This window comes from Litchfieldella qijiaojingensis (assembly GCF_014651875.1).
Lineage (GTDB): Bacteria > Pseudomonadota > Gammaproteobacteria > Pseudomonadales > Halomonadaceae > Litchfieldella > Litchfieldella qijiaojingensis.
This window is the reverse complement of record NZ_BMXS01000001.1, coordinates 385,349-409,231: the sequence shown is the minus strand read 5'-3', so window position 1 is coordinate 409,231 and position 23,883 is coordinate 385,349. Positions and strand designations below refer to the sequence as shown.

Here is a 23,883-nt window from a genome sequence, read left to right as displayed (position 1 = left end):
ATTCATGTTCGGTAACGACTCACGTTACAAGAATCTGCCCACCGTCACCCTCGGTACCGAGAACGGAGAGGCGGTGGCCGCCGTCAAGTTGCGGGTATTGGGCCAGCCGCGCAGTCGCCCCGCCATGGTGACCCAGGGCGACCAGTTGGATGTCATCAGTCAACGACGCTTCAAGAGTGCCACCCGCTACTGGCACATCGCGGATGCCAATAGCGAGCTGGAAGCCAACAGCCTGACCGATGAAGCGGGCCGCATGATCCAGACCCCGGAGGAAAGGTAAGCCGCCATGCCGACCGAACTGCGCATCTACCTCGACAACCAAGCCGCCGATGAGGAACTGCTGTACCGGTTTCGGGAAGTGCGCGTGGATCTCGCCATGGGGATAGCGGCCGAAGCGGAGCTGAAGCTGGAGATAGGCGCCGATGACAACGGCCACTGGGAAGGCATCGAGGAGGACTACACCCAACCCTTTTCCCGGGTTCGGGTCGAGGTCAAACCGCCCAATGGCGACGATTTCGAAGCGCTGATCGACGGCCCCATCGTCGGCCAGCGCTTCACGCTCAGTGCCAGTCCCAACCAGAGCCAACTGGTGCTGGTGGTGCATGACGACAGCGTGCTGCTGAACCAGCACGAAAGCATCGTGTTATATGAGGAACTGACCGCTTCCGATATCGCCACGCAAATTTTTGGCGAATTCGATTTGATTCCTGACGTGGATGCGGTGCCTGCCTCCGGCGGCAGCCTCGAGCGCTTCGTCATGCAGCGCGGTACGGCGGTTCACCTGTTGCGCAAGCTGGCGCGCCAACATGGCCTGTTCTTCTACGTCAGGCCGGGCATTGAGCCGGGCAGTAGCGTCGGTGTGTTCAAGGCGCCGGACCTGACCTTGGCCGGGTATCCCGAGCTGTTGCTGATGGGCGGTAAGCGCAACATCAACAAGTTCGAAGCCGAATACGATGCGCTGCGGCCGATGTCCGCCAGGGCCAGCGATATCGACCTGGCGGACAAGAGCGTGCTGGAAGCCGAGGCAGCCACGAGCACACTCGACGCCTTGGGCGACACCGCCACACACGATATCGCCGATCCCGGCAGCAGTTTCCTGACCCTGACTCGTGAAGACAGCGGCGATCTCGAAGCCGGTGTCAATGCCGTTGCCGACTATTCCAGTTGGGCCTATCGCGCCGAGGTCGAAGTGGCGGCCGATGTCTATCCGGCCGTACTCAAACCCTACAACGTCATTGCCGTGGCAGGCCCCGGTGGCTTTCTGGGTGGCGAATACCTGATTAGCCGGGTAACCCACACCCTCGATGACGAGGGCTACCGGCAACAACTCACGTTGCGTCGCAATGCCCGTTCGGTGGGTAGCGGCGGCGGTGGAGCATTGGGAGGAGTGTTCTGATGGATGACGGGGGAATCGAACGCACGATCGTGGAATTGGCGGAGCAGGTTCGTCACCGCTACTACGGCAAGTATCGAGGCACGGTGGAAGAGAACGAGGACCCACAGAAGATGGGCCGTATCCGCGTTCGGGTACCCAAGGTGCTGGGCGATGTGGTCTCGCCCTGGGCGTTGCCCTGTACCCCATACGCCGGTGATGGCAGCGGCCAATACACTATCCCGCCCATCGGCGCGGGTGTCTGGGTCGAGTTCGAGGCCGGTGATCCCAGCCTGCCGATCTGGTCGGGTGGCTGGTGGTCGCCCGACCAGGTGCCGACCAACCAGGATGGCGATGGCAAGACACCGAACATGAAGGTGATTCGCAGCGAACAGGGCTTGATGGTCAGCTTCGATGACGACGGACAGACCATCAGCGTCAGTGACAGCGACGGCAGCAATATCCTGAAGATCGAAGTTCGCGGTGGCCAGGTATTGCTGAAAGGGGCGAGCAAGGTAGTGGTGGAGGCGCCGCAGATCGAACTGGTCGAAAACGCCACCCATCCGGTGGTGTTCGGCGACCAGTTGATGAGCTACCTCACCCAACTGGTGACCATGCTGCAGACCCACACCCATCCGGGGCAGTTGGCGGCCGGGATCTTTCCGGTAACGCCCATGGTGCCGACGCCGACCTTTCCGACCCCTTCGTCGTCCTTGATTTCACGGAAGGTAAAGGCGGGTTGATATGCCGATCAAAGCGGGAACGGTGAACGACTTCGAAGACAGCATGGCCGAGGCCATGGAGAACGCCCTGGCCGAGGAGTACCAGATTCTCAAGGGCGAGGCGTTGCCGGACATGGGCCAGGAGGATCGCCGTATGCTGCTGTCAGCCATCGCTCAGGGCGTGGTGCGTTACTTGAAGGACAACCTCGATGCCTTCGAATTGAGCAGCGAGGTCACTCAAGTGACCGGTGAGCCCGACGCACCGCTGATTCGCAGCGAGAACCCGGCTTCCATCGGCGTTTCGGGCGGCGGGGGTGGCAGCATCGCCGCCGGTGCGGCGGATGTCACCCAGATCGACAGCGCCGACAACCGTGTGCGCAGTCGCGGCAGCGCCAATATCGACAATCTGAACACGACGGGGACCTTGTACTCATGAGTGGCCGACATCTGTCGTTTCCCTTCCGGATCGGCGCCGATGGGCGCACCCGTACCCCGCAGAGTCTGGAAGAACACATCAAGGGCGAGGTCATTCAACTGCTGCTGACCAACCCCGGTGAGCGCCCGCTGCAGCCGCTGATCGGCGCCGGGCTGCGCCGGCTGGTGTTCGAGGGCAACAGCGATGCCACGGCGGCGGTGGCCAAGGCCACCATCAACCGCGCCCTGAATGAGTATCTGGGCCACCGTATCGAGGTGATGGCGCTGGAGGTGGAGAACGACGACGCCACTTTGCTGGTGGGCTTGCAATACCGCCTTGTGGAAACCGGCGAGGAGCAGCGGTTGCGCTTCGAACACAACCGTTGATGGAGACGAATGCATGAGGCTGGGGATGACATCATGAGCTATCGCTTCGACGACGAAGTGCTGGCCGACCGGGCCCGCGATCTGGAAGGAGAAGGCCTGAACGGCATCGATCTGGTGTTCGTCGAACTGGAGGACGCCACGCCGCCGACCTTTGCTGAGCTGCGCCTGGAATTCCACAACGGCCTGCACCTCGCTGCCATCGACGACGCCATCAACATCGACGGCATCGCGCCCACCGCCATCTTCACCATCCGCGGCGGTTCGCGATTGCCGGCTGGCGACGGGGCAGGCGAAGTGCAAGTCACCCAGCTTCTTTCCGCCAGTGGCAATGCCTTGACATTGAGAGTCGAACCGGTCGGCGATTATTCCACCTATACCTTGCGCGTCGATTTCCGCAGCGGTGCCGGTGACGACCTGATTGACCCCTTGTTCGCCGAAATCCCGTTCAAGTTCCGCCCCGGCTGCTTCAACCTCAATTGCGCTCCCACCTGGGAAAAAGGCCGCGAGAAAGCGCCCAAGCCGGTCATCGACTATCTGGCCAAGGACTTCGACTCCTTCAAGCATGTGCTGATCAATGCCATGCGTGAGCGGGTGCCGGGCTGGGAGCCGACCAGCGAAGTCGACCTCGATCAGGTCATCCTCGACCTGCTTGCCGCCGACGGCGACTTTCTCAGTGACTTCCAGGACCGCGTCATGCAGGAACGTTACTGGGGATTGGCCCGCAAGCGCGTTTCCCTGGCCCGTCATGCCCGGTTGATGGATTACCACATTCACCAGGGCAACCAGGCCAGCACCGATCTGGTTCTGGAGGTAGAGAGCGAACAGACGTTGCAGGATGGATTTGGCGTCTGGACCGGTGACGACTGGAAAGATCCCGGGGCACAGATCTTCGTCACCGCCCATGCGCAGTGGTGCCATCCCTGGCTCAACCAGATCGGATTCTACACTTGGAACGATGCCCTGTCCGCACTCGATGCCGGTGCCACCCACGCCGACTTGGCGCTGCCGGTCGCCCTGAACCCGGGTAACGCCGGTGAGGCCAACCAGTTTCGCGATGTGTTGCGTCGCGACGACGTGCGCTTCCTGATCATCGAGGAGCGCCTGAACCCGGAAACCGGTACCGTCAACGGCCGCGACAGCGGCAAGCGGCAGAAATTGACGCTGTTGCCTGGCAACGCCGCCGCCGAGACCCGGCTGGACCCTTTCACCGGCCAGCATTGCGTGCGCGTGTTCTGGCAGCCGGATGACCGGCTGCGGCGTCGCTATGGCCTGATCACGCGTTGCGAGGGCACGCCGGTGGCCGATGTCTCGGTGATGCATGCCAACGTGGTACACGCTCGCCACGGCCGGCCGCATGTGACCGTTTTTCGGCCACCGGGAGCGATCCTGGGAGGAACGGACAGCTCGGTGCTGATACACAGCGACGAAGCGCACTGGGAGGCGAGCCGCTGGGGCACGCTGTGCGCCTTGCCCAATCGACCATTGGCCTATCGCGATACGCTGCCGGGTGGTGACGTGCCGCCGGTATCTTCTTGCCGGGTGGAGGTCGCTGGGTTTGCGTCGCCCTGGCAGGAACGGATCGACCTGATCGAAAGCCAGAACGACGATGAACATTATCTCGTCGAGACCGACGAACTGAGTCGCAGCCAACTGAGATTCGGTTCTGGCACCAACGGGAGGGCCTTGAACGATGAGGCGGTCGTCACCGTTCATTATCAGGTGGGACGCGGCAGTGTCGGCAATATCGGCATCGACAAGCTGACCGGTTTCGACGGTCCGCCTTGGCTGATTTCCGTGCGCAACCCCTTCGACGCCACCAACGGTCGCGACCCCGAGCCCCGCGATGTGCTGCTGCGCCGGGTGCCGGTCGCTTACCGTGCCAAGCAGAAGCGTGCGGTGACGCTGGCCGATTACGTGGCCCGTGCCGAGGAACTGGCCGAGGTCTCCCACGCCTACGCCAGCTACGCCTGGACCGGTAGCTGGCGCACCGTTCGGGTGGCGGTAGACCCGCTCGGAACTACCGAACTGCAGGACGACGTCCGCCGGCGTATCCACCGGCATCTGGATGCCGTTCGGCTGATCGGCGAGGACCTGGAAGTTCGCTTGGCCCGCTATGTGCCGCTGGATATCAAGATGCGTCTCTGTGCTCACCCCGACTACTGGCCGGAGGATCTCGCCGCCATCCTCGAGCAGGAGTTCTCCGATGACCTGACGCCGGACGGTCGCCACGGCTTCTTCCATCCCGACGACTGGACCTTCGGCCAGCCGTTGCATGCCAGCCAGATCATCGGGCGAGCGCTGGCCGTGACCGGCGTGGAGCGGGTGCTGAGCCTGAGCATTCACCGCTGGAACCAGGGTTTCGGGCCGACCACCGACACCATCACCCTCGAACCGGACGATCTGCCATTGAGCGAGGTGGATGTGCTGGAGGTGGAGCCCAGCGAGGTGATTCAGGTGGCCAACGATCCGGACCATCTGGAGCGAGGCCGGATGGTATTCGACATCCAGGGAGGTCGCCGATGAGCTGCGTACACGATTGCAAGACCCCTCCGGTCTTCCCGTTGCGGATCGACAACCGACGTGGGCTGCCCGCGATCCAGTACCGGATCGGCGACTATGGCAGTTTCCGCGAGCACATGCTGGACCGACTGGATAAATCCAGGACACTTGCCGACTGGACCCATCGCGGCAGCGACGATCCCGGCATCTCTCTGATCGAAGGGACGGCCATCGTCGCCGATATCCTGAGTTTCTATCAGACGCTCTATGCCAACGAAACGTTGATCCGCACCGCTCGCTGGCGCGAAAGCGTCAACCGCCTGGTCCAGCTCAGCGGCTACCGCATGGCGCCTGGCGTGGCAGGGGAAGCGACCTTCGCCTTGACCGTGCAGGGCGAGGATGCGGCCACCATACCCAAGGGGTTCGGCTTCAAGGTCGAGTTGGAGGGGCGTGACGAAGCGGTGGTGTTCGAGACCACTCGAACCGCCACTGCTTATCCGGCGCAGAACGAATTCCACCTCTATCGCCCACGCAAGGGGCTGCAACCGGTGACGACCGGCCTGACTGCGCTGGAAATGCACGCCGTGGATGGCGATCAGGATGTGGCCAGCCTGGCATCCATCGCCTTCAGACCTGGCGACCGCATCCTGCTGCTGCCCGATCTGACGCCTTTCGCCTCGGGTGGCGGTAGCTATGATGCGAGCCACCCCCAGGCCCGACCGGAGATCGTCATCGTCAAGCGAGTGGAGCGGGTGCTGAACCGCATCATCGTCCATTTCGAAGGTGCCTTGACGATACCGCGCGACGCCATCGTCGAGGCCTATGTCATCGATCGCAGTTTCCGCCATTTCGGCCACAACGCTCCGGCACGTATCGGTCGGCTCAACGAAGCGACCGGCTTCATGACGATGGAGGCCACCGACTTCGAGCGCCGGATATATGGCACGGATTTCGGCGACGGCGAGTTCTACAGCACCTTGCCGATGCTGGAGCTTCCGCTCGACCAGGACGTCGATGATGTCGCCGTCGGCAGCAAGTTGATCTGCCACGGCCTGGCGGAATTCGACGGCAGTGGTGGCAGTGTTCCTTTTACTGTGGTGCGCAGCATCGAAGCGCTGCGCAGCGATACGCTGGTGTGGGGTGGCGTCAGTGGGGCCTGTGCGGTGGTCAGCATGGACGCCAGGATGATCGCCAACCTCGCCATTCTCAACGAGAAGGCCGATATCCGGCGCTTGCAGATCCACGAAGCGGTCAGCCCGACCCTGCAATTCCGTGCTCCCAGCGACTGGCACAGCGGCCCCTTTCCGGTGACCGAAAGCGGCTACGAAATTCACTACTACGGCCTGTTGGGAGATGCCGCAAGGCTGGTTGGACGGGAGTTGATGCTGGCCGGAGACGACGGTCGCATGCAGACGGTGAAAGTGCTTGAGGAAACCACCCTCGACGCCTCCGGCCGCGACCCGGCGCAGCCCTGGCTGTGGCCGCTGATGTTCGACCAACAGCCGATATTCGAACGCGACTGGTTCAAGGAAGAGGCACCAAGGGTCACGGTTCACGGCAACCTCGTCCACGCCGATCAGGGCGAAACCCAGAAACCCACGGTGCTGGGTTCCGGCGATGGGCGACGCAAGTTCCAGACACTCTCGCTGCCGAAGCATCCTCTGACCTATCGCTTGCTTTCCGAAGCCACGCCGCCCCAGGTGCCAGCATTGGAGGTCCATGTCGATGGCGTGCGTTGGCGCAGGGTCGATACCTTCTTCAATGCCGGCCCCAGCGACCGCGTCTATGTGGTGCGCGAGGACGAGGAGGGCAACAGCTACATTCAGTGTGGCGATGGCATCAATGGTGCCGTCTTCCCATCCGGCCGCCACAACATCGAGGTAGTGTTCCGCAAGGGAGTGGGCGGGCGCGGCGAGGCCGCCGGCAAACCCAAGCCCACCGGCAAGCTCAAGCCACTGAAAGAAGCGGTCATGCTTGGCCCGGCTGTCGGCGGCGGCGATCCGGAAACCATGCAAAGCGCTCGCGAAGCGGCACCGGCGCGGATGCAGAGTTTGGGTCGCTTGGTTGGCCTGGCCGACTACGAGGCTGAAACCCTGGCATTGCCCGGTGTGCTCAAGGCGCGGGCGGACTGGGTGGCGCCGACCGGAACGCCGCGCATTCGCCTGACGGTGCTCTCCGAGAGCGGCGACCCGGCCGAGGTGAACAAGGTGCGGCAGAGCCTACAGGCTGCCAATCGTTGCCGGGGTGCCTCGCGCCATCCCATCCAGGTGATCAATGGGGTGCGCAAGTTCGTGCTGGTGGATCTGAGTGCCGGCTTCGATCCCGATTACCGCAGCGAAGACATTCGCGCCGCCATTTTGGGCACCTTGGGCGCCTGGGGAGCAGAAGGGGACTCACCGGGCATCACCGGCCTGTTCGCCTTGGCCGAGCGTCGCTTCGGCCAGGGCGCGCACGTTTCCCAGATACTCGCAGCGGTTCAGAACATCGAGGGGGTCAACTGGGTACGGGTGGATGCCTTCCTGCCATTGCCGCTGGGCAGCCCACCTGAAACCGACCCTTCCGAACTGACGTTGCCGGCGAGTCCGGTACGGGAAGCACGCATCGATTGCAGCAGCGCCGAGCTGTTGTCGCTGTATCAGGAACACCTGGTGATCAACCTCAGTGCGGATACGTTGGCGGAGGCCTGTGACCCATGAGCACACCACGCCGGCCTCTATACCAGCAACTGCCCGAGATCTACCGCATCAAGGACGGCGAGCAGCGCCCAGCCCACCAACTCGAGGCCTATATGGGCATTCTCGACGAGGTGATGGCCGGCGTTCGCGACAATATCGAAGCCCTTTATCATGACTTCTTCATCGAGACCTGCGATGACTGGCTGATTCCCTACCTGGGCGACCTACTCGGCGTCTCGCATCTGGCCGGAGATCCATGGACGCTGCGCGCCGACGTCGCCCGCACTGTTTTCCATCGCCGGCGCAAGGGTACCCTGGGCGCGATCGAATCACTGAGCTATACGCTGACCGGCTGGGCAGCGCATGCGGTGGAATCCCGCGAGCGCATGGCCTGGAACCAGCACCTCAATCACCAGCGTCCGGACGCTGGCGGCCAGCCGCCATTACGGCTTCGCACGGATATCGTCTCCCAGGTGCGTGGCGGTATGGCGACATTGCGCGACCCGGCCCAGCTCAGCTTCCTGAATGGCCCGTTCGATCCCTTCGCCCATGTTGCCGATGTCAAACCCGGCCAGATCGGGGTACCGCGTTACAACCTGCCGAACCTCGGCGTCTACCTGTGGCGGCTGAAGGATTTCCAGGTGCCGGTGGCCGATCCCGGTTCGATCGAAGCCGCCGCTGTCGTGCCGGCCCAGGCCGGTGACGCGGCCGCCGTGGTGCGCGCCATCGTCCATCCCCAGGGCGACCCAATGACGCTGTTCAATACGCACCGCTACCGGGCCGACGATGACCCGCCCGACCTGAGCCATACCGATGCGGTGCCAGGCCCCATGCCCTGGGCACGACTGAGCAGCGACACGCCAACCGGTAATCCTCAGGCATATGTCGCCGTCGCGCCATATACCGGCACACCCGGCCAGCCGAGTGCCGGGGCCGTGGGCCTGATCCTGCACGTTCCCGAGCCGTTGCCCGATACGGCTGGCTGGACCTTCCGCGGCGCCAACCTGTGTGCCTGGGAAGAGGGACTGCGCCCAGCACTGCGCGAGCGCGAGATCGCCATCGACCCGGAGCGTGGCCGAGTGCTGTTCGGGCTGAGCGACTTGGCCGGCGAAGCGACACCTCTCGCCGAAGGTCTGAGGATTTCCTATACCTACGGTTTCTCGGGGCCCAGCGGCGCCCATCCCATCGTTCGTAATGCCACCCCGAGCGAATGGCAGAACCAGGCCGTGGTACTGCGCAACGTCAGTGGTGGCGGGGCGACGGCGCTTCGTGATGCCCTGGCTGATCTGGGCACGCAGACCCAGCCGGTGGTGGTGGAGATCCAGGACAGTCGCACCTACACGCTGGACATCGACGATGTGGTAGGCCATGGCACGGAAGGCGGCGCTCCCACGCTGACGCTGACCACGTCGCTGTGGATGCGCGCTGCCAGTGGTCAGCGACCCGTCATCCGCCTGGTTAATCCGTTGCGATTCCGGCCGCTCGATGTCCTCGGCGCCGGTGCCGCCGAGGTCATCGCCAACCTCATGGTTCGGCTGGAAGGGCTCTATCTCACCTGGGACCGGGAGGCGGCTGGTTTCGCCGACCCGAATGAGGCGCTGATCCAGCAGGCGGCGTTGAACCGCCTGGAGCTGGATGGCACCACCTTGGACCCGGGCGGTGCCTGGCAACTGGACCCATTGTCGCCGGGGGTGCGTCAGGCGCTGCGTCCAGCCTTGCATGTGGCGAACGACTTCGGCTTCGTCGATGATCCCAACGAGACCGACGCCTTCGACCAGCAGCCATGGATCGTCATCCATCGCTCCATCGTCGGCCGTGTCGAGGCCGACGATGAATACCAATTGGAGCTGATCGACAGCCTGATCGATGCTGGCAGCGCCGAGGGTGACCCGGCGCCTGAGTTCGCGGTGTGTGCCGCCAGTGGCGATCCGCTCCTCGAGTGGGGGCCGACGCTACAGGTCGCCGGCATGACCTGTTTTGGCCGCATGCGGGTGCACAGCGTCGATGGCCAGGGCAGCATCTGGCTGCACCGCCTGGAGGCCCATGACAACCAGCGTGGTTGCGTCAAGTTCAGTTTCTTCAGCGGCGACGGCGACCGGCTGCCGCCGCATCACGGCTGCCTCTTCGCTACCTCGGCGAGTATCAGCTTCACCGCCACCTGGTTCGGTCTGCCAGGCTACGGCCAGTTGCGGCTGCGCAGCGACAGGCGGCTGCTGGAACAAGGACCGAACAACGATGCCATGGGCTGCTTCGGCTACCTGCTGAATACCCATAAGTGGAAGAACCTGAACATTCGCTACCGTGAATTCGTGCCCGTGGGCATTCGAACGATTCTGGTGCCGGTCACATGACGGTGCCGGTGTTTAGCGCAACAGTCACCGCAAACAGTCAGGGAGACCCGTCATGAAAGGGGACTTCTCGCAACTGAACTTTCAACCGGTCGACAACTTCACCGGCGTTTGGCATCAGCAGGGCAGGGTGCTTCTGGATCAGGACTGGAACGCCGAAACCGAGATCGCCCGCCATCTACGCGAGCTGCTTGGTCAGGACGTCATTGGTCCGGACCTGGTTGGCATACCGGCGGCCGAGCCGGATAGCTGGCGGGTGGTAAGTGCCGAGTCCGATGGCAGCGGTGTCGAAGTCACTGTGGAACCGGGGCGCGGCTGGATCGACGGCCTGCACCTCTACATTCCGGGCGAGATGCCGTTGGTGCTGCCGACCACTTGGTTCGGACCTCCCATCGACGATCCGCAGCCGGATGCCGCCAGCATCGCCGCCGGTGAGCGCGATGCGGTGATCCTGGAAGCTTGGGAAGAGGCATTCAGTGCTTTCCAGGATCCGCAGTGCCTGCTCGAACCGGCACTCGGCGGCCCGGATACCACCGAACGCTCCATATTGCACTACCGTTTACGGCTGTTGCGCCTCCGGGACGGCGAGGATTGCGGCAACCTGGAGCGGCTACTCGATGACCCGGATCAGCAAGGGCACTTGACGGTCACGCCCGCACCCACCCTGGCCATCGGTGGCGACTGCCCGGTTCAGGCTGGTGGTGGCTACAGCGGTTTCGAGCACTACCTGTTCCGTATCGAGGTCGCCAGCCCGACGACAGATGGCGAGGCGCGCTTCAAGTACTCCCGCTTCAACGGCGGTCTGGTCGGACGCGGCACCTTCGATAATGCTCTGGACCAGATCAGCGTGCTGGCCAATGACCAGATGATCGATCATTGCGGCCTGGACGATTTCTTCCTCGAAGTTCTGGCACCCCACGACTCCGGCACTTACTGGGAGGTGGTGATGGAGGCCGATGCCTCCAGCGTTGGCGATGGTGTTCTCTCTCTGACCAACATCGTTGGCGCCTGGCCGGGCGCGGCCAGCGACGAGGCCTTCTTCCGGCTGTGGGATGGCACCCGCCTGATCCAGACCTTCGCCACCGGCGCGCCGGTGGATTTCGAACTGGGCCTGCGTCTGACCTTCGATCCACCCACGGCCGACAACGCCAACTATCGCCCCGGCGATTACTGGACCTTTCCGCTGCGCACCGCTGGTACCGATTTCGATCCCGCTGTCTGGCCGGCAGACGCGCCGCCTCACGGTGTCACCTATCACAGGGCACCGCTCGCCATCCTGAACTGGAATGCCGGCCCGGTGGTGACGCTTGATGGGCCACCGGACATTCATGACTGTCGCCGGGTATTCCAGCCTCTGACCAGGATCCAGACCTGCTGCACTTATAAGGTCGGGGATGGGCTGCATAGCTTCGGTGATTTCGCGACCATCCAGGATGCCGTCGATCACCTGCCGCCGAGTGGTGGCGAGATCTGCGTGTTGCCCGGTACCTATGAGGAAAGCGTCGTCATCGACAAGGATAACGTCCGCATCCACGGCTGTGGCCCGCGCAGTCGGGTGGTCGGGCGGCCGGCGACAGACGACGTTGGCACCCCTGAGCCGGTGTTCTTGGCGGAGGGGCGGCGCAATGTGCGCATCGATTCGCTGGGTGTCGAGGCTGCACCGCGCGGTATTGGCATTACCATCGAAAGCGATGAGCAGGGGGTGGAGTGTCGCGGGATTCGCCTGCTCGGACTGGAAGTGCATGCCGGGGCCGACAGTGCGATCAAGATCGCCGGTGCCAATGAGGTGGTAGTGCGCGATTGCCTGCTGCTGGCCGACGATGTCGCCAGCGGTTGGGCGCCATTGTTCCTGCTCGGCGACGACGTGCTGGTGGAGCACAACCGCATTCAGGTAATCCCGAGACGGATTGCAAGCGATTCACTGACAGCGGCACCGGTCGCGGCCCCACCTCCAACCCCTGCATCGATCCAGGTCGAGGCCGGGCGCGGTGGCATTCATATCGCCGGTACCTGCGAACGCATTCAGGTGATCGACAACGACATCTTCGGCGGTATCGGTCACGGCATCACCTTGGGCAGCGTCGAGACGGTCGACGAGGATGGCAACGTCGGGCCGGGCCTGATCGGTTGGATCGTCAATGTTCAGGATCCCTGCGATCCCTGCGCGCCCGGCAGTGTCTACCTGCCACCCGGCGGCGATCCAGATACCGGCGTCACCTACCAGTCCGCCGGGGCTCTCTACGATATTCGCATCGAGCGCAACCGTATCCATGGCATGGGGTTGTGCGGCATCGGCGTGGTGGCCTTCTTCAATCTGGACGAAGCCGACGAGTTCATCAGCGTCCATGGGCTGGACATTCTTGGCAACGAACTGCGCGACAATCTCTGGCGGGATTTGCAGGCGCTACCACAGGAGGCGCAGGGCTACATGGGCTATGGCGCCATCGGCTTGGCCGATGTCGAGGCGCTGCGTATCCATGACAATGTCATCGAGGACAATGGGCCGGATCATCTGCAGCCGGTATGCGGAATCTTCGTGCTGCATGTCGAAGGGTTGGATATCGGCCGCAATCGTGTCCGCAATAACGGCCAGCAAACCGAGGAGGATGCCGAGGAAGCGTTCTCGGGGCGGCGCGGCGGCATCGTCGTGCCTTATGCCTTGCCGGGCATCGATGCCCTCGATGTCGGCCGCGAGTTCCGCCCGCGCCAGAACGGCGTACCGGCGGCGAGGATTCATGACAACATCGTCTCCCAGCCACTGGGACAGGCGCTGGCGCTGGGCGGCCTGGGGCCGATGAGTGTCCAGGGCAATCAACTTACCTCCCAGGCGCTGGTTCCGAGGTCGGGCGATCCGAGTTTCTGGGCCACCACGGTGCTGATCGTCAACTATGGCCTGTCGAACGAGTTCTACTTGCAGACCATGCTGTTCCGAGGCGCCACAGCCGACCCGGTGGACGCCGGAGACTTGCCGAGTGGCGGTGACGGTTTCATTCCCGCGCCAACGCGTGGCCTGGATGACCAGGGCATCGGTCGCTACCTCGCCAACGGCAATGTGCTGTTCGCCGACAACCAGCTGTTCCTCGACCTGTCGGAAGTCGATGTCGACTTCGCCATCTCCCAGGCCGCCATCGTCAGCCTGGATGACGTCGCCGTGCAGAATAATCAGTTCGACTGCGATTTCCGTGTCGACATCTTGTTCACCAATCTGCTGACGGTGGGCATGACGGTGCGCGTCCAGGACAACCGCTTCAAGGAAACGTTGATGATCGCGCTGTTCTCTTCCGTCGCCCTGGGGCTGGTCTTCAACAACACTAGCGACAACCAGGCCACGCATTGTTTCCTCAATCTGGAGTCGCCGCTCGCCGCCTTGCCGTTCCTCACTCCCAGTATCCGCGAACACGACAACCAGGTGCTGTTCAATGCCTTCAGCTTCCTGACATTCTGGTGCGAGGCCCTGAGCAACTGGCGCCGGATTCTGGTGCCGAATCAGGATCTGAGCGCCACCAATAGCGCACAGGTCAATACCAGTGTCGGCATCGATAACGGTCTGAACATGTTGTGGAGGGATCAATAGCCATGCAACAGCGAACGTACAAGAACAAAGGCCGCAACATCGCCCTTGAGCAGGTCGAGGGCGTACTCAAGAACTCACCCGAGCGCTTCGATGCCGAGCGCGGCCAGGGGCTGGCGACCCTGAGCAATATCAAACGAGCCAAGCTCGTGCAGTCACGCCGAGAGCGAGCTCGCATGGAGCAGCGCCATGGCGCCGATCACCCACGGTTCCAAGAGGCCGATGCTCGCATGCGCCGTGAGCACGTGATGCTGGTCAATACCCGCGCGGAGCGCGACCGTGCCGGGGTACCCATCGTCGAGCGGGAGGAGAACCAATGGATCGTGCACGGCCATGTGCGCAATCAGGAGGGCATACCGCTCGACAACGCCAATGTGGCCCTTTACCCGGATCGCGACGGCCATCGGGACGCATTGGTCCAGAGCAAGACCGACCGCCATGGCTATTTCAAACTGAATTGGTCGCCAGAATACCGCGACACACCGAGCGAGACCGGCGGTGGAACAGGGCCGGGCCTGATCGATGAAGGCGGACAGAGTGGGCTGCGCATCAACACCAATCAAAGCCGCCTTCGCAATGCCGCCGCGGCCATCAACAACCCGGTCTACCTCGGTGCCAGCTTCCAGGGCAGCAAGAGCGTCGACGCCCGCACGCTCTATCCGACGCCTGGAAACGTTAGCTACCGGGATATCGAGCTCACGGTGGAAAACACCGACGCATGCCAACTGCGAACCCGCTACCTGGGCAACAGCAGCACCCGCGAACTGCACGATCTGCACAACGAACAGCCGGGTTGCCAGATCGGCAGAATGCGCCCGGATCACCGGGTGTATTTCACGAGCGAAAAGCAGGCGCAGGCATTGGGTTATGACTTTTGCGCTTATTGCTATGGGCCGGAACGCTCGAAGAGGTAGCTCGTGGAACGCGCCTCTGGAGTTCGGGTCGAGTTGCGTCAATTGGCGCCAAAGCAAGACGGGGTGGAGCGCAGCACCACCAAGCAGCCGTTGGCGCCTCCTTCTCAGCCCTTGATGGTGCAACCGAAACTCTGGGTGGGATCGAGTCGCGATCCTCTCGAACGGGAGGCCAACCGTGTTGCCGATCGTGTCGTCAGTCAAGTGCACGATCGGCAGGCTCAGACGACGCTGTCAGCACCCGTCATGACGACGCCACCACCGGTACAACGCCTGCCTGAGTCGGAGCAGGAGCAAGAGGAAGACAGGGATGGCGATGAAGAGATGACACTCGTTCAGCGCGCAGCCGATGCCGACCCCGAAGATGAAGACGATCGTGGCGAGGATGCTACCCGCCCGGTGCAGCTCAAACCTGCTGTCGTAAGACCAGAGCCCAAAGGACAGCCACTGGAAACGTCATTGGGAAAACGCATTCACGGCGCTACACAGCAACGGGGTAGAGTTCTGGATGCTTCCATCCGGGAGGTAGTGGAAGCAGCCATGGGGTTGGATCTCGGCTGTGTCCGGGTACATCAAGACGCCGAGGCAGCCACCCTTAGCATGCAACTCAGGGCGCGTGCCTTTACTGTCGGTCCCCACGTTTTCTTTGGACAGAACCAGTATGCGCCGAACACTCGTGCTGGTCTGCATTTGCTGAGCCATGAATTGGCTCATGTTCAGCAGCAGCTTGGCGCGCAATGGGTTGCTCGCGATGGCGAAGACGTTTTTCCCGATCGCGAAGTGCCTTCCTCCGCGATCGCCGTCGGCCTATTCGGCATGGATTTTCACCCGGAGGAGAACAGCGTTTACAGCGGTGGGCCCACTCGATTCGAAGCCATGGCGATCGTGCTGAAGAGATTGCTGGGAACGCAATACCGGCGCGGCATCGAACAGCGAGTATACGACGCTTTGGAGCGTCAGAATGTATCTGGTTTCGGACGTTTTTCCGCCAATTCGACAGCGGAGTCGGGGGATCCTATACAAGGTCCTCTGCATATCGACATTCGCGCTTCCAACAAGTTGGTCGCTCTGCTGGAAGGGGAAGATTTCGGCTTTGAAGTGCAACTGAGCGAAGAGGAACGCAAGCGATTGGCACTGGGGCTTACCTCGGCGAATCTTTGGCCGGAAGTGCAGCCTCTCATGCCGGCTTGGTATACCGAGTGGATATTCCGTGAAGAACTGTCTCAGCAAGGGGAACTACTGCGCATCTATCACCGTGCGGCCCAATCGGACGCTCCGGGTGGTGAGTCGAGTCGACAGGAAGCGCTGGGCAACCTGATGGCTGCGCTCTATCCTCCGGTCGAGTTATTGGAAGCGATCCGTCAGGACGTTGCCATCGGCAGTACGGATGTCGAGGCCGGTGATGCCCTCGAGCGTAATACCCGGGTACATGCCGTAGTCTCCTACGTGATTCTTTGGGGAATCAGCGTGGAGGATGCCCAGGACCTGCAACAAGCGCCTGCAGCGGATACGATGCAGAATGATCATCCTCGTCAGGCCAAGGCACTGATGTTTTTGCGTTATGCCAGGACTCAACCTCAGTTGCTGGAAGCCGGACGCAGCTCGGATGGTCATGACGCTCGCATTGAGATACTCGGTCGCTTTGGCCGCTTCCTAGGTCATGTCGGCCAGGCAGGCCGGCGGACCGGCGAAATCATGGACCACCCGGCGCGTGCCAATGCCCCGGCTTGGAATGCGACATTGAGCGTTTCTCCGGAATTGTTGCCGCCCTTGTTCTCCGCGGCACTGGAAACCGATCACAGCTTCTCCATGAACCTGGAGTTCGGCCATTGGACGGATGCCTTCGCTCTTTATGGATTTCTCTGGGAACGCATCCGTATCCCCGATCCTCCGGAAGAGGAGAGCGAGACCGCACCACAGGTGCCGGATGTCGAGCAAATGGCCGGTGAGCGGCCCAGTCTTGGTGAGGTGTGGGATGTCCGCATGCGCCGTACCCACCGCTATAACGAAACCGATATCGAGCGCATTCGCGAGATGACGGGCGTCCCTTTTGGGACGGCCGCCCACGATCTGGTCGGTATCAACAACATTCTACGCATCACAGGTACGGTATTGCGCTTTGGCTTCGAATGGGTGACCCAACCTCGGAATGTACGCCCCATCGTCTTTCCCGAACCGGGGATGTACGTGATCCGTTGCCGCGCCATCCCCATACTCGAGGGCGATGAGGAAGTGGTGCGCATGCCTAGCGTCGCCTACCAACCAGTGGTGGCGCAGGACCCGACTCAAATGGCCATTGAACAGGTCGAGGGAACTGCCCGTACCCAGTTCCAGGCACGCCTGCGAATCGCCGAAATTCAGGGTCTCTTGAGTGCGCCATTTCCTCCTGCCAATGCGGCCGAGCTGCGCGAGGAAATGGAATATTTGCGGACGCTCCTGGCCACGCCCCGGCAGCGGCTGGTCCAGAACGTCAACGACCTCGCGCAACAGATCCGTACCATTGAGGAACGGATACGTCTGCGAGCCCGAATCCGGGCGCTCGAGAGTGCTCCAGAGGCTAGCCGGGACAGCGAAGAGATTTCCCGCTTGCGCGAGCGTCTTCGCGCTATCGGTGGTCCGGGTACCGATTGGGAGGATCAGCGTACCTTGCGGCGGTTGCGTGACCAGCATGAAACTGCCGTGGAAATGGTGGGGACCCGGGAGGCCCGAGTGGTCGACGAGGAAGGTGTGCCCATGGAACTCATGGCTACCTTCGTCAGCGATCTCGGCCACAGCGTTACCCTGGCTCTCGAGACATACGACCGTGGTCCCGTAGATGGTGCTCGGGAAGTCTTCATATCCGATCTGACTACACCTCAGAGCGGGATCGGTACGGGCCGCGCCACTCACTCCCAGCCTGCCAGTGATGAAGCCTTGCGCATGGCGGTCGAACTGGCATTGACGGACTTGCTGGAAACCAGCAGCGACTATGGGAGGGGGCGTGTCGCCTACCGGGTGGGTGGCAGCATTCATCACCTGCGTGTCGAGGCCGGCAGTGGCCGCGTGCTGATGGAAGCACTGGAAGGCGCGAGCATGGTGGTGTCCATTGGTGCCATTGCTGCTGCACCCTTTACCGGCGGTACCAGTCTGTACATTCTGTTGCCTGTGGGGTTGATAGGTGCGGCGCCTTCCGTGTACCGGCTCTATGAACGTTACCAGGCCGATACCCTGCGCTTCGATCTGCAAACGGCGATGGACGTGGTCAACATCGTCGGTGGGATGGTCGGGCTGGCTCAGGTGGCAACGCCTTTGCGCATGGTCCGTCTCGGACGAGCGTTGATGATCATGGGAATCGGTGCCGACGGTGCCGGTATCCTGCTGATGGGGGCGGGCGTAGTGCAACAGATCGCTGCCTTGCAGAACTTGCCTGAAAGCGAACGTGCCGCCCGTCTTCTGGAAATCCTCGGTAACGCCATGCTGCAGATCGGTATCATGGCGGGAGGCTCTCTTGCGCACGCTCGCTATCAAGGGCGCCGATCCAGCGGCAGTCCGGGAGACGATACGCCGGGTTTCCATCCACCTCGGGAAGGGGGAGAAGGCACGGCTGGTGGACGAGCTGGTGTAGAAGTCGACACACCGCCCACCGGTGAACGCACCATGACCGGCACCGGCCGGCCCACGGACCCGCCAGGCACCGGCACTACGGCTACACCGCGAGCCGGAAGCGCGGATACCCAGTCGCCACAACGCCTTCTGGATCGGCTGGGCGAGGGGGTGGACCGAAGCCTGCCGCCACCTCGACCATCAGCGGAGGTGCAGAATCCGCCCCAGGCGGGTACCTATCGTCGTCGAATTTTCGATGCCGATGAAGCCTATACCGCCTACAACGAGGCCTTGGAGGCATCCGCTGGTCGAGAGGTAGCAATTTATCATGATCCCGAAACCGGTGAGTTTCTGGTTCGCATCGGTGACGAAGGCAGCGTTACTGCGCCGGAAGCTGGCTGGAATGCCTTGGTGCATTATCACCCCAACCCCGGCAATGTTCTCACCTACCGCCTGCCTGCCCCGGCCGATTTTCAGGGCCTGATGATGCGCTTCTTCGCCGAAGGTGGCCATGTACGGGAATTTGTCGAATTCGATATACCCGGCGTGGGCCGTGGGCGTACCGAGTACGGCATCGAGGGCGGCCATTCCGAACCTTTCTACGTTCGCATCCACTATCCGGACGGCACCGAACGTACCGTCCGCTTCACTCACGATGGGGACTATCAGGTCTACTGGGGCTCACGCACGACGCATGTGGCTCCAGGATCACCCGAATACCGCGCGATGATAGAAGACATCCAGCGGTATCTGCGAGATCGGGATCCGGACCTGGGCTCCGGACCGATGCGACCAACCAGTGAGAGAACTTCCGCAGGTGCTGGCCAGGGCCAACGTGTCCGGCAACTTCAGGATGCCGAGGGCAACCTGACCTCACAAGGCATTGCGTTCATTCGCCAGCGTTACCGTTCGGTGCGTGACGGCAACCGCAGAATTCCATTGTCGGATCTAAGTGACGCCGAACTGCAACAGCAGTTCAAGAATCAACCCGGTTGGCTGGAATCGGTGGTGATCGCTGAAGTTCGTGCGAGTTGGCTTGGTCGAGGCAGCGAGGTGGATTTCGTCATGACCAATACGCGTCAGGATTTTCACCAGATCGCCAGTCGACTACAGGAGGCGATTACCGCCGGTAATACCGGTCACAGCCTGCACGAGCCGATACTGAGCTGGAATGTACGCGACTTCGTGCTGGAGTTAGTGCGACAGAACGACCCGGTCATCAAGCCGCTTTTCGATGCTCTGCAAAACCATTCGGACGCACAGGTACGACGACGCTGGCATGAGTTCAAGTATTCAACACGGGCTGGCGACATGTACGGCTTTTTCCTGGGCGAGGTGGGGGCGAAACGACCGGATGTGGTGGAGGTGTTGCTCAGTCAGAATGAGATCCATATCACTGATGCCACCTTTGCCGTTGGTGACCCGATCCATAACTTCAAGTCGGCCTTTTATCGTGCCGTCATGGAGCGACTGATCAATGTCGGAAGGGTAACCGCAACGGACTATCGCGCACCGATGCGGCAATCACCGGTGGGACCATGAATCGACGAAGGTGATGCCGTTGTCGTCATAAATCCAGTCGGGCTGAAATACGGGGAGGCGCAACATGTCGCTGGCGAGACAAGGTCAAGGCAAGCCCCGGCAGGATGGCCAGCAGGATTCGACCTCCAAACGAGGCAGTACAGGCTCTGCAGAACAGAATGCAGGGCGTGCCGATCAGCCATTGCTGCTCAGACCTTCACTATGGAACGAAGCGACATCTTCCTCGCTTAGTCCGGCGAGCGGGCACAACGGTTTGCCTCACTCGCTGCGCGGTGCGCTGGAGCAGCTTTCCGGCGTGGATCTCTCTTCCGCCCGGGTTCACTACAATAGCAGCGAGCCCCAGCGCTTGGGCGCCAATGCGTATGCCCAAGCCAACAACATCTATCTGGGAGCGGGACAGGAGCATCAACTGCCGCACGAGGCTTGGCACTTGGTGCAACAAAAGCAAGGGCGCGTCCGGCCCACAGGCCAGCGTAGTGGCGTCGCCACTAACCTCGAGCCATGCCTGGAGCGTGAAGCGGATGAAATGGGGAGCAGAATCAAAAGCGGCGTAAGCAGAACGTTTTCGCCGCCTCACCATCAGATGATACCTGGCCAGCAGCCAGCGCAGGCCGTTGCCCAGTTGGCGCCCGCCAAGATAAAACGGGTCGAAATCTTCACTAATGCCAATGAAGTGAAAATCACGCTGGAGAACGGCAAGCGTTATACCTATCCCTTGATAACCGACGAGCTCGAAAATCCCACCCCCATTGATCCTTCCAATCCACCCTATCAGTCAGGCACTCGCATCAAGGCGACACACAAGAAGAAAGCCAGCCGGGACAAGGATATTCACGTCGACCCCGACGAAACGCTTGGCAAGTTCCGTTACAACTGGTCTTTCGAGGGAGTTGCCGGCCAACCGGAACTCGAAGATTTCCCGCCCAGTGATTATGACCTGATCTTTTACCTCAAGGGCTCTGCCGGTTCGGGAGAGAGTAAAGGTGAGGGTAAAGGGAAGGGCGACAAAAAGGGTGAAGGCGAAGCCGGCAAAGGTGGAGAGGCTGAAAGGAAAGGACAGGGTGGTGAAAAGAAGGGTGGTGCCGGGGGCAAGAAGAAGGCCAGCGAGAAGGAACTGAAGGAGTTCATCAAGAAAGTGGGTGGCTCCGGTGAAGACATCGATAAGACCCCGCTCACCGATGAAGAGAAACAACGTGTAGCCGACGCATTGGGCGAACTGTCAAGCGCTGAGGAAGAACAATTCCTGAGCGTCATGGATGAATTGGCACAACAATGCGAGGACGACCCTGCCTGCACCAACAAGGGTCTGGCCGACCTCCTGGAATTTTACCAAAACCTGGATGAAGCCAGCCGGGAAGCGCTATCGATCAACCAGATGCTGAAGGCGGACCCGACTTCGGAATCGAGCGAGTTGCCGGAAGAAGTGCTGTTGAACATTGAAACGGATGCCAAAGCCACCGCCGCAAGCCTCGACAAGGCCAAGAAGATCAACAGTAATCTGGCTCTGATCCAGAGCAAGATCACCGATCCCAAGCTCAAGAAGGAATTCGAGGAGATCGATCTAAACAAGCTTTCCGAGCTGAATACCCTGATCATGATCCAAGGAATGCTGGCTGGAGCCAGTGAACGCTTGCCTGAGCTGCAACCAGTCACTATCGGGTTGACCTCCAACATTGGCAGGATTCGCGATTTCATTCTGGAAGAGATCGCCTGGTTGTCCGCCGAGATCGCTGCCACGGCACTGTTTTCCGCCTTGACTGCTCCGGTCAGTGGCGGTGCTTCGCTGGCAGCCGGGGCCGCGGCTGCGGGTCATCTGGCCATCCGATTGAACAAGTTGCGCAAGCTAATACGGAAAATTCAGAACCTGATGGAAGTGGTGGACAAGATCCGGGGGATCGTCGCCACCTTCCAGACGGTGCGCGAGTCCTTGGCGAAAGCCGATCGTTTGCTGAAGACTTTCCAGGAAAAGCGTGAGCAGGTCCGCAAGTTGCGCAAGCTGTTGGACAAGGGTGAGGCTTCGGTCGAGCAGATCCGCCAGATGGAGAATCTGGAAGACGAACTGTTGGAGCTGATGTTGGGATCGGAAGAGCGAGTAGGCATGATCGAGAAGCTGGAGCCTATCATGGACCAGTTCTTCTTGCCCGAAGACCTCTCCGACGAGGAACTCAAACAGCTTGTCTTCGATGTGCCGGACGGCATCACCGCCGTGGAAGAAATGCTGGCCTATAAACGGGCCGTCGAAGGCGGTAATGCCGATCAGACGGTGACACTGTCATTGAAAGGCTTCAGGGCTGGCTTCCTGCTAGCGCCCTTTGTCGGTTTCCTGACCGGCACCATCAACGATAAGCTCGCTGAGATCATGGCCGACAAGGACTTGTCGGAGCGCCTGCTTGGCATTGGTGGTCGGCGCCGCAAGGGAGGTGCATTCAAGGGATCCAAGACCAAGCCACGGAAACGGCTCAAACAGGTCAAGACGAACAAGCAGAAGCGGGCGGAAGCCAAGAGGAAGTCGGCCGAGGCTGACAAGCAAGACAAACGTCAGGGCAAGAAGAAAGACAAGGACGATGCATCAGCTGGCACGTCCATGGGTGATTCCCGGGCCAAGTGGCGGCGACTGGAATCGGAGATTCAGGCTATCGGCAAGGAAGCGAAGGAACAGGGCGGCATGACCCAGGTGGAGGTCAAGAAGAAAGCCACTACCATCGCCAGGAAACCTGAATATCGACTGTTCGAGGCTCGGGTGGACATCGATGCCTATCCCAAGGATCCGGCACTGAACCGCTTGCAAGTCGAAGACAAGGGCAGCACCAAAATCAAGGTCAAGGGCGGAGGGGCCAAGAAGCGCCGCCGCAACAGTGACATCCTGGTGAATTATCTGCGTCCCGAACGGGAGCGGCACAAGGCACTGAACGCAGCCATTCGGGATGCCTTCAAGAACTGGCCGGAGGACAAGAGCGATACCAAGGGTGCCATCGAAGCCAAGCTGGACGAACTGAAGAAACGCCATGGCTATCCGGTTCAATTCAAGTATCCCGCTGGCAAGGCCAAGGAGAAGGGCAAGGTGTTCGTCGAAGCGGAAAAAGTGAAAGGCGACATCATTGCCTGGCGGGTCATGACCAGTTTGCGTGAAGGCAAGCCAGCCGAGATAGCGCGTATCGATCGTCCTGGCAACTATTGGGGTAGCAAGAACAATCCGATAGAGCTCGATTGGAAGAAGCCCGCGATCACCGACTCGAAGCATTACGAACCGCTTTACGTAGGCCCCTATGTCGCAGGCGAGGCGCGTGTGACCCAAGCCGAGCTCAAGGACCATAAGGGTCGTTCCAAGATAGAGCGGCAGGCGCTGGCGGATGACATCGAAAGCCGGGTTTCCAATACCGGTACCAAGGACAAAGTGAAAGAATGGAAGAAAAATCCCAAGATCGAGAAGTTTGATGCCACGACCCGGGAAAAACTGCCCAGCCCCAGCCGAACCACGGTCGGTGTCGCCGATAAATGGCAGATCAAGGCAGGCACCAAGCTATTTCCCTTCGTACCGAAGTCCCGCGATAACGAATCCGGGGCCATCTTCACCAACAAGTTCCGGCTGTTTGGTTTCTACGCTGCCGAGGAAGGCAAGGACGGTGACCATGTCTGGGAAATTCAGGTCGGTGGCCCGAACAAGGTCGAGAACATGTGGACGTTGGAAAGCGGTTTGAACCAGCGGGCGGGTGGCGAGTTGGAAAAGGCGACTGTCAAGACGCCGGACAACAAGTCCAAGAGCATGAAGCAACTGAAGAAGGAAGCCAGGGAGAACATCAAGGGCGGCAAGAAAATGTGGGTAAGGATCAAGAGCACCAAGTAGCCCCCTGAATCACCAA

At 61.3% G+C, this 23,883-nt stretch carries 12 protein-coding genes; all 12 read left to right on the top strand.

All coding sequences use genetic code 11. The features are described 5' to 3' along the window. Positions 1–4 precede the first annotated feature (4 nt). The 12 genes from IE093_RS02000 (at position 5) to IE093_RS01945 (ending at position 23,867) form a co-directional block, all read left to right on the top strand. Positions 5–280 carry a hypothetical protein gene (locus tag IE093_RS02000; protein ID WP_189465620.1) on the top strand — a complete coding sequence of 92 codons (276 nt, stop codon included), beginning with the start codon at positions 5–7 and terminating at the stop codon, positions 278–280. Positions 281–286: 6 nt separating this feature from the next. Beyond that, positions 287–1,396, top strand: a complete 1,110-nt coding sequence (locus IE093_RS01995) for a phage late control D family protein (protein WP_189465617.1) — start codon at positions 287–289, stop codon at positions 1,394–1,396. Then, complete coding sequence (locus IE093_RS01990) at positions 1,396–2,115, top strand: phage baseplate assembly protein V (protein WP_189465614.1); 720 nt, start codon at positions 1,396–1,398, stop codon at positions 2,113–2,115. The genes IE093_RS01995 and IE093_RS01990 overlap by 1 nt, the downstream gene beginning before the upstream one ends. Before the next feature lies 1 nt (position 2,116). Then, a complete protein-coding gene (locus IE093_RS01985; protein WP_189465610.1) occupies positions 2,117–2,530 on the top strand; it encodes a hypothetical protein in 414 nt (137 codons plus the stop codon). Then, complete coding sequence (locus IE093_RS01980) at positions 2,527–2,895, top strand: GPW/gp25 family protein (RefSeq protein WP_189465607.1); 369 nt, start codon at positions 2,527–2,529, stop codon at positions 2,893–2,895. Before IE093_RS01985 ends, IE093_RS01980 begins: the two co-directional genes overlap by 4 nt. Before the next feature lie 33 nt (positions 2,896–2,928). Then, complete coding sequence (locus IE093_RS01975; RefSeq protein WP_189465605.1) at positions 2,929–5,418, top strand: baseplate J/gp47 family protein; 2,490 nt, start codon at positions 2,929–2,931, stop codon at positions 5,416–5,418. Beyond that, positions 5,415–8,090, top strand: a complete 2,676-nt coding sequence (locus IE093_RS01970; RefSeq protein ID WP_189465602.1) for a baseplate J/gp47 family protein — start codon at positions 5,415–5,417, stop codon at positions 8,088–8,090. Before IE093_RS01975 ends, IE093_RS01970 begins: the two co-directional genes overlap by 4 nt. Then, a complete protein-coding gene (locus IE093_RS01965) occupies positions 8,087–10,420 on the top strand; it encodes a hypothetical protein (protein WP_189465599.1) in 2,334 nt (777 codons plus the stop codon). The genes IE093_RS01970 and IE093_RS01965 overlap by 4 nt, the downstream gene beginning before the upstream one ends. A gap of 52 nt (positions 10,421–10,472) precedes the next feature. Next, a complete protein-coding gene (locus IE093_RS01960; RefSeq protein WP_189465596.1) occupies positions 10,473–13,991 on the top strand; it encodes a DUF6519 domain-containing protein in 3,519 nt (1,172 codons plus the stop codon). Positions 13,992–13,993: 2 nt separating this feature from the next. Beyond that, the gene (locus tag IE093_RS01955; RefSeq protein WP_189465594.1) at positions 13,994–14,902 is read left to right on the top strand and encodes a hypothetical protein; all 909 of its coding nucleotides are present in this window, start codon (positions 13,994–13,996) and stop codon (positions 14,900–14,902) included. 3 nt (positions 14,903–14,905) lie between these two features. Beyond that, entirely contained in the window at positions 14,906–20,023 is a 5,118-nt protein-coding gene (locus IE093_RS01950; RefSeq protein ID WP_189465592.1) for an eCIS core domain-containing protein, read from the top strand. A 64-nt stretch (positions 20,024–20,087) separates the two neighbouring features. Continuing rightward, positions 20,088–23,867: an eCIS core domain-containing protein gene (locus IE093_RS01945; RefSeq protein WP_189465590.1), complete on the top strand. Its 3,780-nt coding sequence runs from the start codon at positions 20,088–20,090 to the stop codon at positions 23,865–23,867. The last annotated feature ends 16 nt before the right edge of the window (positions 23,868–23,883 follow it).

Bases quoted from the DNA above. Each gene is read 5' to 3' on its own strand.
- IE093_RS02000 (WP_189465620.1), top strand. From the start codon at position 5: ATGTTCGGTAACGACTCACGTTACAAGAATCTGCCCACCGTCACCCTC.
- IE093_RS01995 (WP_189465617.1), top strand. From the start codon at position 287: ATGCCGACCGAACTGCGCATCTACCTCGACAACCAAGCCGCCGATGAG.
- IE093_RS01990 (WP_189465614.1), top strand. From the start codon at position 1,396: ATGGATGACGGGGGAATCGAACGCACGATCGTGGAATTGGCGGAGCAG.
- IE093_RS01985 (WP_189465610.1), top strand. From the start codon at position 2,117: ATGCCGATCAAAGCGGGAACGGTGAACGACTTCGAAGACAGCATGGCC.
- IE093_RS01980 (WP_189465607.1), top strand. From the start codon at position 2,527: ATGAGTGGCCGACATCTGTCGTTTCCCTTCCGGATCGGCGCCGATGGG.
- IE093_RS01975 (WP_189465605.1), top strand. From the start codon at position 2,929: ATGAGCTATCGCTTCGACGACGAAGTGCTGGCCGACCGGGCCCGCGAT.
- IE093_RS01970 (WP_189465602.1), top strand. From the start codon at position 5,415: ATGAGCTGCGTACACGATTGCAAGACCCCTCCGGTCTTCCCGTTGCGG.
- IE093_RS01965 (WP_189465599.1), top strand. From the start codon at position 8,087: ATGAGCACACCACGCCGGCCTCTATACCAGCAACTGCCCGAGATCTAC.
- IE093_RS01960 (WP_189465596.1), top strand. From the start codon at position 10,473: ATGAAAGGGGACTTCTCGCAACTGAACTTTCAACCGGTCGACAACTTC.
- IE093_RS01955 (WP_189465594.1), top strand. From the start codon at position 13,994: ATGCAACAGCGAACGTACAAGAACAAAGGCCGCAACATCGCCCTTGAG.
- IE093_RS01945 (WP_189465590.1), top strand. From the start codon at position 20,088: ATGTCGCTGGCGAGACAAGGTCAAGGCAAGCCCCGGCAGGATGGCCAG.